Below are 13494 nucleotides of genomic sequence, written 5' to 3'. Positions count from 1 at the left end.
GGCAAACGGCTTGCCTAAGCGTTGGGCTATGTGCTGGTGCTGGACAAATTTATTTTGACAGGTTTGAGGGAGTAGAGCGGAAGTTGTCAAGAAAGCCTTGTTATTTTGACAGGTTTGGGTGCTTTGAACGGAAAGTTGTCAAGAAAGCCCTGTTATTTTGACAGGTTCTATGTTCTTATCAAAAAAACCGATCCTATGAGGGTTTGGGGTGAAATTATTTATTTGGATGGTGATAGGGTCGGTTGCTATCGGAATAGGTTTGAGCGAAGCGAGGGTAGGCTCGCCAGTTGCTCCCGCGGAAAGCGAGTGTCTGGAGTGGAAACCGATTATCAGCCAAACCCAAAAAAGGACCGGGCAGTTTTTGCCCGGTTTCTCTTATGCAGTTCCTTTCTTTTCAAACATGTTGGGTCGGACAGAAACAAGTGCGATGAAAATCAGCAGCAGCATGGTGCTGATGACATAAAAGAAGCTGATGCCTTTCAGCCATTGGATGGCGATGCCCCCAATGAACGGCCCGCTAATGCTGCCGAAACTGAAGAAAATGCCGCACATCAGGTTGCCCGCTGGTAGAAGCGACTTTGGCAGCAGGTCGGCCATATAGCTAATTCCAAGCGAAAAAGTCGATCCAACAAGCGTGCCTGCTAAAAAGAAACAGATCAAGAGACCGATAGTCGAACTCTCCAGCAAACCGGCTGCGGTAAAAGTGAGGAAACCGGACAAAGTAACCACAATCAAAACATTGCGCCGTCCTAGTTTATCGCTTAAGATTCCAAGTGGCAGCTGGGAGAGAATGCCGCCGATAGCGAAAGCAGGCAGCAGGAGTGCAACTGCATCGACACCAATCCCCGATCTTATCGCATACACAGGGAAGTTTCCGTTAAGGCTCGCCTCTAAAAATCCGTAGCCAAACGGAGGCAGGAAAGCAATCCAAGCGTATTGAAAAACCTTTCGAAACCTTTTCATCGTACCGAAGAAAGAAGTACTATCTGTGTCATGTTCTGGATGTTCGTTTTTCAGCAGCCATACCGTCAACCAGGCAGCAAGACTAATCGCAGATGCCAGAATGAATGGCAAAGCAGTATTTATTTTTACAAGTCCAATCATCAACGGGCCTGCAGCAAACCCCAGCCCGAAAAATAATCCATAGATGGAAATATTTCTTCCAATTCGCTCCTTTGCTGAAAAGGAGGTAATCCATGTCTGGGTGGCGAAATGGAGCATATGGTCCCCAATTCCAATGGCAAGCCTTAAAATAAACCAAAACCAATACGATTTCCAAACGGGAAAGAAAGCCAATGAAATCGCAACGAGAAAAATGCCAACAAGAATGACTGGCTTGTAGCCGAATCTTCGCAGCGGCGCTTCCATTAAGGGGGAAGCAACCAAGATTCCGATGTACAAACCTGTTGCATGCAAGCCATTCATGGAGGAGGAGACACCATCCTGTTCAAAAATGATTGCGATTAATGGCAGCAGCATTCCTTGGGAAAATCCTGAAATGGCAACGATGCTGACGAGGATCCAAAAACGAAGTGTGATCGGTTTATTCATGTCTCTCATTCTCCCTGTGTATGAATACTCTTTTGATGGTAACGATATAAATTTTTATATGCAATGTTTTTTTATTAAGCAAAATAGTGTAATCTTCTTTTTAACAGGGAAATATTTCTTATTAGTAAATGAGGAGAGAGTCGAATGGAATTTAAAATGAAGCCAGAGGTTGGTTTTTTTACCGAAACAGGGTTTGGAAGATTGGATATTGCTGGGGATGATCACTATGGATTCAGGCCATTTCAATTGCTCGTATCTTCTGTGGCAATTTGCAGCGGCGGAGTTTTGCGCACGGTGCTGGAGAAAATGAGAATGGAAATCGACGATATCCACATCCAGGCGGATGCAGAACGTATAGAGGAAGAAGCAAATCGAATTAGCAAAATAACGATCCATTTCCGCATTTCGGGGAATAATCTTGATAAAAGAAAAATCGAGAAGGCGATGGTGCTGACAAGGAAAAATTGCTCCATGGTCCAATCTGTGGCTGGCAGCATCGAGATCGAAGAAACATTTGAAATCGTCTAATCATGTTAACGAATGTGTTGGTTTGCCGCCAGCTGGATTAGTGGTACACGTAGTGAAAAAACAATAATAGCGAACAGAAGGGATCTTACTATGGCAAATAAGATTTTCATAATTGTAACATTCATTGGTGTTCCGCTGTCTGTGATCGGAACTTTGATGCATTGGTCGAGCACAGTGTTATTTCTCATCTATTGTTTGACGATTGTCTCCTTGGCTAGCTTTATGGGCCGGGCAACAGAAAGTCTGGCCATTGTTACCGGACCACGGATTGGCGGGTTACTGAATGCGACCTTTGGCAATGCAGTGGAATTGATCATTTCTATTTTTGCCTTGAAAGCAGGGCTGATAGGTGTTGTGCTAGCTTCATTGACCGGTTCCGTGTTAGGGAATCTTCTGCTTGTAGCCGGTTTATCCTTTTTTATAGGAGGACTGAAGTTCAAACGGCAGCACTTCAATGTGCATGACGCAACCCATAATTCCGCGCTTTTGATTTTTGCTGTCATTGTTGCCTTCGTTATTCCTGAGGTATTTACGATTAATATGAATGAAAGCAGGTCGCTCAGTCTGAGTGTCGGAATTTCGGTTATTCTCATTGCTCTTTATCTCGCTGCACTATTTTTTAAGCTGGTGACCCACAGGGGCGTTTACCAGCCAAAGGTTGAAAGCGGGGCCGAGCAACAGGAAGAAGAAGCAGAATGGGGAAAAGGCAAAGCGATTACGATTTTGCTGGCGGCAACAATTGCTGTCGCATATGTTGCAGAAAATTTAGTCCATACGTTCGAGGAAGTGGGTCAATCTTTCGGCTGGTCTGAATTGTTCATCGGCATCATTATTGTAGCGATTGTCGGCAATGCAGCCGAACATGCGTCAGCTGTTATCATGGCCTACAAAAATAAAATGGATGTTGCTGTTGAAATTGCTGTCGGCTCAACCTTGCAGATTGCCATGTTTGTGGCGCCGATTCTCGTGTTAATTTCTTTACTATTTGAAACGAAGATGCCGCTAGTATTCTCCTTGCCGGAAATGGTTTCCATGGCAGTGGCCGTGCTGCTGTCGATCAGCATTGCAAATGACGGCGAAACAAACTGGTTCGAGGGGCTTACACTTTTGGGCGCGTATGTTATAATGGGAATTGGATTTTACTTGCTTTAATATAATAGAATAAATGAGCTCTGTTCTGAGAGGACAGAGTTCTTTTTTCGCGGTAAAAACGGTATTGAATAAGGAGAATAAACAATATGGCTTTTATGTTTCGCACTTTATTTTTTATCATTGGATTAATCATTTTATCTTTCGGAGTATCGATGACGATTAAAGCGAATTTGGGGACGGGCGCCTGGGATGCTCTGAATGTGGGGCTTTCGAAGACAGTAGGAGGGACGCCTGGCAGCTGGGTTGTCCTTATTGGGATTTTGATGATTTTCCTCAATGCCTCCCTTGTAAAAAAACGCCCGGATTTTGCGGCAAGTATTCCTCTTCTCATTACAGGCATGCTGATTGATTTCTGGCTCCTGCGCGTATTTGATGACATGTTGGTCACCGGATATGGAAAGCAGTTTGGGGTATTTCTCCTTGGGGTGATCGCAATAAGTTTCGGACTCGCTATCTATCTGCAGCCAAGATTCCCGCTGATTCCGATTGACAATTTTATGATGGCTTTAATGCAACGATTCCATTTAAACTTAATGGCAGCGAAGACGCTTGGGGAGTTAATGGCACTGTCTGCTGCATTCCTCTTTAAAGGACCTGTTGGAATTGGAACATTGATTGTAACATTCGCGATTGGTCCGTCGATCCAATTGTTCTACCCTTACGTAGAGAAACTATACAATAAGCTGCTTACTTCGGCGCGTTAGTCGGTTTATTTTTTCAAAAAACTTTGGATAAAGAATCGAAACTCCGAAAACACTAGGAATAAACCTAAAGTTTCCTGTAGTGAAAGGAGTTACACCGATGAAAAAAGCAGCAGCTATCTTAGTTATGACGGTCGCTTTGTTGATGTCTATTTTAGCAGTAGGGTTTGCGGAGGAAGGGAAGCCGAAAAAAACTTCCCAGCCTAAGCAGGCGCAAAATGGCAAGTATGTCATCCCAAATTCAGTTATGAATATTACGAAGGACAATACGTATCCTAATCCGACTGAGGACCTGCCTTTCCTTCAGCCGAGTGAGCTGACCAAAAATTTGATAAAAACGTCAAAGGTGAAAATCGAGAACCCTGATTTAATCCGGATGTTAAATGAAACATCTATCAACAGCACTCCTTTCGCAATCGGCTATCGTGCGATCGTGTACCTTGGGGAGTGGCCATTGAATTATGAGTCACAAGAAACCTCACCGAACTGGGAATTCCAGAAGATCAATACGAATTATTTTGACAATCGAGGCGGAAATTCTATTTATCAAATCCATTATGTTCAGGAGCAGCAAAAGGTTGTAAAGGGCGGTTTGACGGCAAAAATCAAAAACGCCGAAGATGTGCAAAAAATGATGCTCTTACAGGCAGCCAAGAAAACAGGTCTGCCGCTTGCATTTGAAACAATTGTCGGAGCAGGTACGAAAAAAGACCATATTTACAATATTCAAGCGAAGCGTCTTGGTTACCTATATGCCTATGCACCTGCCATTAATGAAAAAGGCAAGGTCACCTATGGTGAGGTTTACTTGATGCTCAAAGGCAGCAAGAAATTCATTGTAGTGAAAAATGTAGTGTCACAGGGAATTGGTGCATGGATTCCAGTTCAGGACCACGTCAGCTTTGGCTTCGTATCTAGTGAACGGCCAAGATAACTCGGGTAAGGCAAGAAATCAGTAAGCCTGGCATCTCTAAAAGAGAACCAGGCTTTTTTTCTCTTGACAAAAGGTAGATATATCCTGTTTAACATCTGTCCATGCCGGGAATTAAATAGACATAACAAATGAACTCACCATAACTTTAAAGGAGGAAATAGATTATGTCGGACAATATTCTTTCAAATCATCCTAACCAGAATACAATGGACAACTATCCAAACAAATCGATCAATGACCGGTACACTTCCTCATCGGAGAATGCATTCTATGATACAACGACTGGTACAACCACTTACGCTAGTACCAATTCAAACAATGCTGGCTACTCTAACAATCAATCAATTGGTTACTCTCATGACTCCCAGTCTTCAAACAGCAAGCTGATGAAAGGCGTGCTAATTGGAGCGGCAATCGGTGGAGCAATGGCAATGCTTGATTCCAATACTCGTACGAAGGTAAAAGACAAAGCGGTCAATGCAAAAGATACATCCATGAATGTCATCAGCGAAGTAAAGAACAATCCTTCTGATGTGAAGGAGCAGATGATGAGCAGCTTTAGGGAAGCTTCCAGCATTTTAAAAGAAGCGATCAGTGATGCGCAAAACCTTTACCAGCGTTTGAACGAGGATGTGTTCAGCAAGGTGAATGAGGCAAAGTCCAATTCATCAGATGTCGTTCAAACAGTCATGGATGTAAAGGATGATTTGAAAGAAGTTGGCTCAAAAGTAAAGGAAGCAGGAACGACTGCCATGGACAACCCGGTAGTAAATTCTGCTACTGGGTCAGCATCTTCTAATTCAGGATCAAACCATGAGGCTGATGGATATGCAACAGGCATGGAAAGCAAACCGTCCGATACTACTGGTCTTGGAAATACATCAAACACCTTCACTGTCTCACCTGAAGGCCAAAAAAATGATAACAATCGCTAATGGAAATGAACACAAAAGCCAGTTCTAATAGGGACTGGCTTTTTTAAGTTGGTTTGTTTCTATATTAAATAATAGGTAGGTAAATTAGGAGGCAATGTCCATGGATCAGCGATTTCAATCACGCTCGAACAAGTGTGATTATGATAGAGAAACTGCAACGGGAAAAATAGCGATGGCAGCGTCTGCGCACCCAGTAGCAACGAATGCAGCCGAAAAAATTCTGCGTGACGGCGGCAACGCAATCGATGCTGCAATCGCCATTCAATTCGGCTTGAATGTAGGGGAACCGATGATGACAGGAATTGGCGGTAGCGGATTTTTTATGGTTTACCATGCGGAAAGCAAGACAACGAAAATTTTCGATGGTCATACAAGAGCTCCAAAAGCCGCCCATCCTGAACTTTTTTTAGATAAAAAAGGCGAAGTCATCCCATTTAAAAAAAGGTCGACACAGGCTATAGGAGTTGGAATTCCAGGGATTTTAAAAGCGATGGAAGCAGCCAGGTTAGAATACGGATCAAAACCGCTTGCTGAATTGATTGAACCTGCTGCTCAAGCTGCTGAAGAAGGAGTGAGAGTTAACTGGGTGATGGAGGAGATTCTGAACACGTTTGATTATCGACTTGGCGATCATGCTAAGGAACTGTTCATGCCCGGTGGGAAGTCGTTAAAGGAAGGGGATGTATACCAGAAGAAACATCTAGCAAAGACATTCCGCATCCTTCAACGTGATGGGATTGAAGCATTTTATGAAGGGGAAATTGGCGAAGCAATTATCTCCACATTAAAGGAGCTAGGTGGCATCATGGAGATGTCTGATCTGAAAAATTATCAAATCTCGACAGATGAACCGGTTTGGGGAAGCTATAGGGAATACGAGATTGCTTCGTCTAATATGCCGAGCGCCGGCGGGACGACGATGCTGCAAATTTTGAAAATTCTCGAAGGCTTTAACCTCCGTCTATATGATGTGAAATCTTGGGAAAAGTATTATTTATTTTCTGAAGCGATGCGCATTGCTTTTTCCGATAAAATCGCCTTTTCCGGTGATCCGGAGTTTGGGGATATACCGTTAAAAGGGCTCCTAAGTGAGGCTTATCTTGCGGAACGACGAAAATTAATAAATTGGGAACGAAGGAACGATGCAATCGAATACGGGAATCCTTGGACTTACTGTGGCGGGAACGAGATTCCCGTCATCCTCCAGCCGTTTGAACGGGAAAGGGAAAAAAGTGAAACGACCCATTTCACAGTAACAGACAAGTGGGGCAATATAGTTGCCTGCACTTCAACCGTTGAGCATCCGTTTGGCTCGGGAATTATGGTCAAAGATCATGGCTTTATTTTAAACAATGAAATGACAGACTTCGATGCGATTCCAGGCGGTTTGAATGAAATTCAGCCAGGCAAGCGGCCGGTAAGTTGCAAGACGCCGACGATTATCTTCAAGGACGGAGAGCCAGTATTAACATTGGGTTCACCTGGCGGGCCCACCATCATCGGCTCTGTATTCCAGACAATTGTCCATGTTCTCGACTTCGACATGGACCTGAAAGAAGCCATCGAAGAACCGCGCATCTTTACGAGTACAGGTCCGTTGGTAGGCTGGGAGTCGGGAATCAGCATGCAAGCAAAAGGGGAATTGGAGTCAAAGGGTTTCGAGTTTGCTGATGGCCCCTTCCCACTTGGAAATGTCCAGGCAATCCAATTCGATCGAAAAAAAGGCATCCTCTATGGTGCTGCTGATTCTAGCCGAGAAGGCAAAGCGACTGGATTGGATAATTGATGCTATACTAAAAAAATATTTACGGGCATAGAGCGTTGCTCTATGCCATGAGATTCCTATAATGGTTTCCATTCATAACGGGGACACGAATCAAATTTGCACGTAGAAAAACTTTGATCAATATATTATTGCACAATCGCTCCTTTTTCGGTAGGATGTTAACGAAAGTGAAAGGAGCGAAAAAAAGTGGGAAGTCCGATTACTGATAAAAATAAACAGGTTGTATTCTTGAAAAAGCGCCTGGATATGTTCGCGGAATTGCTTGAAGCGATTGATCCTGAAGAAACCGATCTCGAGGATATCGACCGTATGATCCAAATCGTCGAAGAAATGGATGCCAAATGCCGAGAATTCAAGAATCGTGATTTGTAAGAGACCTTTTTAAAAGAGGTCTCTTTTTTCGCGTTTTCAGAGTTATCCCTCCTTAAAGTCGCTTTAGGATGGTTTCCGCCCGCTTAGATCGAAAAAAAACAGTGGCATTTAGACTGGTTTATACAAAGTTATCAAAACGGTGGTATCCTGTCCATGTCCAGTGTGAGTGGCTTGCGCATTACTCGCTGTAAACGATTTCACTTTCATCTTTTAACGGATGGTTGTTAGGAGTATAATGGTAGCGGAGAAATTATTATAAAATACATATAGAAAGCATGGGGAGAGGGGTAGACAGATGAATATCGAAAACTTCCAGGAAAGCATGTACCAGCTGATTGTTGAAACATCCACGAACCTTCCAAAGGATGTTCGCAGGGCTATCAAGGCGGCGGCGGAACGTGAAAATGCCGGAACGCGCGCAGCGATGAGCCTTGATACGATTACCAACAATATCAAAATGGCCGAGGACAAGGTATCACCAATTTGCCAGGATACGGGTCTTCCAACCTTTAAAATCAAAACACCCGTTGGTGCCAATCAGATCGAAATGAAACAGGCAATTTACCATGCGATCGCTCAGGCGACAAAGGATGGCAAGCTTCGTCCGAACTCTGTTGATTCATTGACAGGCGAAAACAGCGGCGACAATCTTGGCGGCGGCATTCCCGTCATCAAATTTGCGCAATGGGAAAAAGATTATCTGGACATTCGCCTGATTTTAAAAGGCGGCGGCTGTGAAAATAAAAATATCCAATACAGCCTTCCTGCAGAATTGGAAGGACTGGGACGTGCAGGACGTGATCTTGATGGAATCCGTAAATGTATCCTGCATTCCGTTTATCAGGCACAGGGACAAGGCTGCAGTGCTGGATTCATCGGAGTCGGCATTGGCGGCGACCGTTCTTCAGGTTATGATCTAGCGAAAGAGCAGCTATTCCGTACTGTCGACGATGTTAATCCTCATCCGGAACTTCACAACCTTGAAGAATATATCATGGAAAATGCCAACAAACTTGGAATCGGAACAATGGGCTTCGGTGGCGAAACAACGCTGCTTGGCTGCAAAATTGGCGTCATGAACCGCATTCCGGCAAGCTTCTACGTATCTGTTGCGTACAACTGCTGGGCATACCGCCGTCTCGGTGTAGCAGTGAATCCTGAAACCGGTGAAATTCAGGAATGGATGTACCAGGATGGCGAGAAAATTGATTTCGCCCAGCCAGCTGCTACGGAAATCGCTGCAGCAGTGGAAACGCCTGCAGAACAGAATGTTATCACTTTGACGGCTCCTATTACAGAGGAACAAATCCGTGAGCTGAAAGTCGGCGATGTCGTCCAGATCAATGGCATGATGTACACTGGCCGGGACGCGATCCATAAATATCTGTCAGATCATGATGCTCCAGTCGACTTGAATGGCCAGATCATTTATCACTGCGGACCGGTGATGCTGAAGGATAAGGAAGGGAACTGGCATGTGAAGGCTGCCGGACCGACAACAAGCATTCGGGAAGAGCCCTATCAAGGAGATATCATGAAAAAATTCGGCATCCGCGCAGTCATTGGAAAAGGCGGAATGGGAAAAAAGACACTTGCAGCTTTACAAGAGCATGGCGGCGTTTATCTGAACGCCATTGGCGGGGCAGCTCAATATTACGCTGACTGCATCAAGTCTGTTGAAGGTGTTGACTTAATGAACTTCGGTATTCCTGAAGCAATGTGGCACCTCCAGGTTCAAGGCTTTACCGCAGTCGTAACAATGGATGCACACGGAAACAGCCTGCATGAAGATGTGGAGAAGTCATCCTTTGAAAAGCTGACACAATTTGCTGATCGCGTTTATAAATAATTTTGGATGAGTCCCCTTAATTACAGCAGGGGACTCTTTTTCTATGGTAACAGACAAGAATTTTTTCCTCCTTTTTGACAAACAGTAAGAGAAAACAGGAATGGAGGAAAATCATGAAAACGATTCGTAAAGTAGTACTGCTTTCATCCGCGCTGATGCTGCTCGTCTTGCCGACTGTGACAAATGCGGAGGAAAATTCAAACTCGCCATTGCATTGGGGATTCAAAAAAGGCGAGAATGGAAGGCAGGCTGATGCTGGAAGAATGTTTGAGGTCATCCTTGAAGATCACGGAGCAGTCTACAAAGGCGACGAGAATGCTAAAGATCTATACTTAACATTCGATAATGGCTATGAAAATGGCTATACCGCAAAAATTCTTGATATTTTAAAGAAAGAAAAGGTGACTGCAGCTTTTTTCATCACAGGACATTATCTGAAGAGTGCGCCGGAGCTTGTCGACCGAATGGCGAAAGAAGGTCATATTATCGGCAATCACTCCTGGCACCACCCTGATCTGACTCAGATCAGCGATGAAAAAATCAAGCAGGAACTGGAGATGGTCCGCGCTGAAACCGAGAGGATCACCGGCAGGAAGCACATGAACTATCTGCGTCCGCCAAGGGGAATTTTTAGCGAAAGGACGATGGCGATTGCGAAAGAAACTGGCTATACCCATGTATTTTGGTCGCTCGCTTTTGTTGACTGGAATACTGACCAGCAAAAAGGCGCGCAATATGCCTATGATAAAATCATGACCCAAGTCCATCCAGGTGCCGTCCTGCTTTTGCACACAGTTTCGAAAGACAATGCAGATGCACTCGAAAACGTAATCAGAGATTTGAAAAAACAAGGCTACAGCTTCAAGAGTTTGGATGAACTAATGCTCAAAAAAGCCGGCATGAAGAATCCGATGCTGTACTGATTGTTTGTTCCCGGCAATTTTACAGCTGCCGGGATTTTTTTAATTGGAAAAAAAGACGCATTTTTACCAGTTCGCCAATAAAATTGTATTATCGCCAAAATACCTATGAAAATCGCCAATAAAATGAAAAAATCGCCAATAAACAGTGAAAATCGCCAATAAAATTGTGAACTCCGCCAATAAATCGGAAATAGGCCTGTTTAATAGGGAAGACTCAGGCTGTAAAGATAAACTTCGCCCAATACCACTAGAGGCTCAGCACAATTTTCGTAAAAAAAGTACGGAAATGCTATAATACGGGGAAACAGAATAGATGAGGGCGGTTTGTTTATGTGGGAAGAAAAGGTGACCATTTCCGGGCCATATAATTTTGACCTGGCTTTGAGCAGGCTAGCGCTGGATCCTTTGAACACCGTTGATATCGAGCAGCGGCTTGTCAGGGTGCCGCTTGCTTTTAATGATAAAAAAATCGTTGCGGATATAATTGCGACGGGTACACTAGAAAAGCCTGAATTCATTGTCCGTGCCAGTGATGAAAAGGAAAAAACACTGCATCGTCTGACGGAAATTTTTCAATGGGATGTGGTGTTGCTCCATGTGCATGAGCATTTTCAGACGACTGAGTTAAAAGATTTGTTCAATGATCATTTTGGTACACCCCTTGTGCTGGAATTTGATCCTTTTTCCAGCTTGATCAAAAGCATTATCCACCAACAGGTGAACCTAAAGTTTGCTTTTACACTGACGGAGCGGTTTGTGCAGGCTTTCGGTGAAGAGATTGATGGTGTCTGGTTTCATCCGTCTCCTGAAAAAGTTGCACAGCTGAAGGTTGAGCAGCTCCGAGAGTTTCAATTTAGCGGTCGCAAGGCAGAGTATGTAATTGGAATCGGTGCGCTGACTGCATCTGGGCAGCTTGATTTTAAAAAATTGAAAACCATGGCTGATGCGGAAGTGTCAAACGAATTGATTAAAATTCGCGGTGTCGGGCCGTGGACAGTCGAAAATTTCCTGATGTTCGCACTCGGCAGACCGAACTTATTCCCGATTGGGGACATTGGCATCCAGAATGCCTTGAAAAAATACTTCCAACTTGAAGAGAAGCCTAGCCTTGCCATAATGGAAAAATACAAAGAACAGTGGAATCCTTATCTAAGCTATGCCGCGCTCTATTTGTGGAGAAGCATGGAATAATTGGAGTGAAGTTTTTATGAAAAAAGTGCATGGCCCTTCAACAAACAGGAACGGGCAGCAATGGGACAAAGACAAAAATGAGGCAAAGCTGCAGCTAAAGCAGACGTTCCCGCTGACCATCAAGCGTCTAGGGATCAATGGGGAGGGTGTAGGCTACTTCAAGCGTCAGGTCGTATTCGTGCCCGGTGCACTGCCGGGAGAGGAAATTGTAGCGGAAGCGACAAAGATCCACCCAAAATTTGCTGAGGCAAAAATCAAGAAAATCCGTAAGCGCTCTGAGCATCGGATTCAACCGATCTGCCCTGTTTACGATCAGTGCGGCGGCTGCCAGCTACAGCATTTGCGCTATGACCAGCAGCTAAAAGAAAAGCGGGATATTATCATCCAGGCACTGGAACGCCATACAAGGCTAAAAATCGATGACCTTGATATTCGTCCGACAATCGGTATGGAAAACCCATGGGGATACCGGAACAAAAGCCAGTTCCAAGTCGGAGAAAAGGATGGGAAAGTGCTTGCCGGCCTATACGGACTCAACTCCCATAATTTGATCAATATTGAACAGTGTGCAGTGCAGCATCCAGCGACAATAAAGGCAACGGAAGCTGTAAAAGAGATTCTACAAGACTTGAAAATACCGATTTATAACGAGAAAAAGCATAAAGGTCTCGTACGGACAATCGTTGCCAGGACCGGAATCCAAACTGGCGAACTGCAAATTGTCCTGATCACAACAAAAAAAGAGTTGCCGAAAAAAGAGCTGATCATCACAGAAATCAAGAAACGCCTCCCAGAGGTCAACTCGATTGTCCAGAATATCAACGGGGAAAAGACGGCAGTCATATTCGGCAGGGAAACTGCCACCCTTGAAGGAAAAGATTATATCCAAGAAACACTTGGTGACCTGCAATTTGAACTTTCAGCAAGAACCTTCTTCCAGTTAAATCCTGAGCAGACTGTTAAGCTTTACAATGAAGCCAAAACAGCAGCGAGGTTGACTGGGAGGGAAAAACTCGTTGATGCGTATTGCGGTGTCGGTACAATCGGCCTATGGATGGCAAATCAGGCAGGCGAAGTTCGCGGGATGGATATCATTGCAGAATCAATAGACGATGCCAGGAATAATGCCAAGAAACATAATGTCCCCCATGCCAGTTTCTATGTTGGCAAAGCAGAAGAATTGCTCCCAAAATGGCTGGAGGAAGGATGGCAACCAGACGTAATTGTCGTCGACCCACCACGCACAGGCTGCGACGAAGCATTCCTGAAAACCGTCTTAAAAATAAAACCAAAAACCTTTGTGTACATCTCCTGCAACCCCTCCACACTCGCAAAGGACATCCAGACACTTGAAAGCAAATACAAGATCAAATATATCCAGCCAGTCGACATGTTTCCGCATACTTCACAGGTGGAGTGTGTTTCACAGTTAATTTTAAAAGAAGGCAACTAACCCTTACAGGAGTTGCCTTTTACACATCGTGTAATGGATTAAGGGGAAGGGACGCGGGGACAGGAACCGTGTCCCACCAGATTCCCTGCCGCTATCCCGAATATTTTTTTGTTAGAGCC

The 13494-nt window shown here is 44.4% G+C and carries 12 protein-coding genes; 11 read left to right on the top strand and 1 reads right to left on the bottom strand.

Annotated features, from left to right (window positions below; translation table 11 throughout):
• Window positions 1-375: 375 nt before the first annotated feature.
• Complete coding sequence (locus tag UB32_RS15755; protein ID WP_044395418.1) at window positions 376-1551, bottom strand: MFS transporter; 1176 nt, start codon at window positions 1549-1551, stop codon at window positions 376-378.
• A 144-nt stretch (window positions 1552-1695) separates the two neighbouring features.
• Between UB32_RS15755 and UB32_RS15750 the strand changes: the two genes are divergently transcribed.
• From UB32_RS15750 to rlmD, 11 genes are all read left to right on the top strand, one after another.
• On the top strand, window positions 1696-2079 hold the full coding sequence (locus UB32_RS15750; RefSeq protein ID WP_044395416.1) for an OsmC family protein: 384 nt from the start codon (window positions 1696-1698) through the stop codon (window positions 2077-2079).
• A gap of 12 nt (window positions 2080-2091) precedes the next feature.
• Window positions 2092-3231: a calcium/proton exchanger gene (gene cax / locus UB32_RS15745; protein WP_084221873.1), complete on the top strand. Its 1140-nt coding sequence runs from the start codon at window positions 2092-2094 to the stop codon at window positions 3229-3231.
• 86 nt (window positions 3232-3317) lie between these two features.
• Window positions 3318-3935 (top strand): YczE/YyaS/YitT family protein, encoded by a 618-nt coding sequence (locus UB32_RS15740; protein WP_044395413.1) that lies wholly within the window; start codon window positions 3318-3320, stop codon window positions 3933-3935.
• A 97-nt stretch (window positions 3936-4032) separates the two neighbouring features.
• A complete protein-coding gene (locus tag UB32_RS15735) occupies window positions 4033-4866 on the top strand; it encodes a YfkD famly protein (RefSeq protein ID WP_044395411.1) in 834 nt (277 codons plus the stop codon).
• Between the two features lie 164 nt (window positions 4867-5030).
• Complete coding sequence (locus tag UB32_RS20220) at window positions 5031-5801, top strand: YtxH domain-containing protein (protein ID WP_052807068.1); 771 nt, start codon at window positions 5031-5033, stop codon at window positions 5799-5801.
• A 100-nt stretch (window positions 5802-5901) separates the two neighbouring features.
• Complete coding sequence (gene ggt, locus UB32_RS15725) at window positions 5902-7587, top strand: gamma-glutamyltransferase (RefSeq protein WP_044395404.1); 1686 nt, start codon at window positions 5902-5904, stop codon at window positions 7585-7587.
• A gap of 186 nt (window positions 7588-7773) precedes the next feature.
• Window positions 7774-7959: an SE1561 family protein gene (locus UB32_RS15720; RefSeq protein ID WP_044395402.1), complete on the top strand. Its 186-nt coding sequence runs from the start codon at window positions 7774-7776 to the stop codon at window positions 7957-7959.
• Between the two features lie 295 nt (window positions 7960-8254).
• Window positions 8255-9808 carry a fumarate hydratase gene (locus UB32_RS15715; protein ID WP_044395400.1) on the top strand — a complete coding sequence of 518 codons (1554 nt, stop codon included), beginning with the start codon at window positions 8255-8257 and terminating at the stop codon, window positions 9806-9808.
• A 113-nt stretch (window positions 9809-9921) separates the two neighbouring features.
• Complete coding sequence (gene pdaA / locus UB32_RS15710) at window positions 9922-10731, top strand: delta-lactam-biosynthetic de-N-acetylase (RefSeq protein ID WP_198528210.1); 810 nt, start codon at window positions 9922-9924, stop codon at window positions 10729-10731.
• 330 nt (window positions 10732-11061) lie between these two features.
• Window positions 11062-11922: a DNA-3-methyladenine glycosylase family protein gene (locus UB32_RS15705; RefSeq protein ID WP_044395398.1), complete on the top strand. Its 861-nt coding sequence runs from the start codon at window positions 11062-11064 to the stop codon at window positions 11920-11922.
• A gap of 16 nt (window positions 11923-11938) precedes the next feature.
• Window positions 11939-13375 carry a 23S rRNA (uracil(1939)-C(5))-methyltransferase RlmD gene (gene rlmD / locus UB32_RS15700; protein WP_084221872.1) on the top strand — a complete coding sequence of 479 codons (1437 nt, stop codon included), beginning with the start codon at window positions 11939-11941 and terminating at the stop codon, window positions 13373-13375.
• The last annotated feature ends 119 nt before the right edge of the window (window positions 13376-13494 follow it).

Origin of the sequence: Mesobacillus subterraneus, assembly GCF_000934845.1 — a bacterium.
Classification (GTDB): domain Bacteria; phylum Bacillota; class Bacilli; order Bacillales; family Cytobacillaceae; genus Mesobacillus; species Mesobacillus stamsii.
Note: the sequence above shows the minus strand (reverse complement) of the source record. Positions and strands in the feature narration are given on the sequence as shown.

What these genes read in the sequence shown, in the direction of transcription:
- UB32_RS15755 (WP_044395418.1), bottom strand. Translation starts at nt 1,551, where the DNA reads ATGAATAAACCGATCACACTTCGTTTTTGGATCCTCGTCAGCATCGTT.
- UB32_RS15750 (WP_044395416.1), top strand. Translation starts at nt 1,696, where the DNA reads ATGGAATTTAAAATGAAGCCAGAGGTTGGTTTTTTTACCGAAACAGGG.
- cax (WP_084221873.1), top strand. Translation starts at nt 2,092, where the DNA reads ATGTGTTGGTTTGCCGCCAGCTGGATTAGTGGTACACGTAGTGAAAAA.
- UB32_RS15740 (WP_044395413.1), top strand. Translation starts at nt 3,318, where the DNA reads ATGGCTTTTATGTTTCGCACTTTATTTTTTATCATTGGATTAATCATT.
- UB32_RS15735 (WP_044395411.1), top strand. Translation starts at nt 4,033, where the DNA reads ATGAAAAAAGCAGCAGCTATCTTAGTTATGACGGTCGCTTTGTTGATG.
- UB32_RS20220 (WP_052807068.1), top strand. Translation starts at nt 5,031, where the DNA reads ATGTCGGACAATATTCTTTCAAATCATCCTAACCAGAATACAATGGAC.
- ggt (WP_044395404.1), top strand. Translation starts at nt 5,902, where the DNA reads ATGGATCAGCGATTTCAATCACGCTCGAACAAGTGTGATTATGATAGA.
- UB32_RS15715 (WP_044395400.1), top strand. Translation starts at nt 8,255, where the DNA reads ATGAATATCGAAAACTTCCAGGAAAGCATGTACCAGCTGATTGTTGAA.
- pdaA (WP_198528210.1), top strand. Translation starts at nt 9,922, where the DNA reads ATGAAAACGATTCGTAAAGTAGTACTGCTTTCATCCGCGCTGATGCTG.
- UB32_RS15705 (WP_044395398.1), top strand. Translation starts at nt 11,062, where the DNA reads ATGTGGGAAGAAAAGGTGACCATTTCCGGGCCATATAATTTTGACCTG.
- rlmD (WP_084221872.1), top strand. Translation starts at nt 11,939, where the DNA reads ATGAAAAAAGTGCATGGCCCTTCAACAAACAGGAACGGGCAGCAATGG.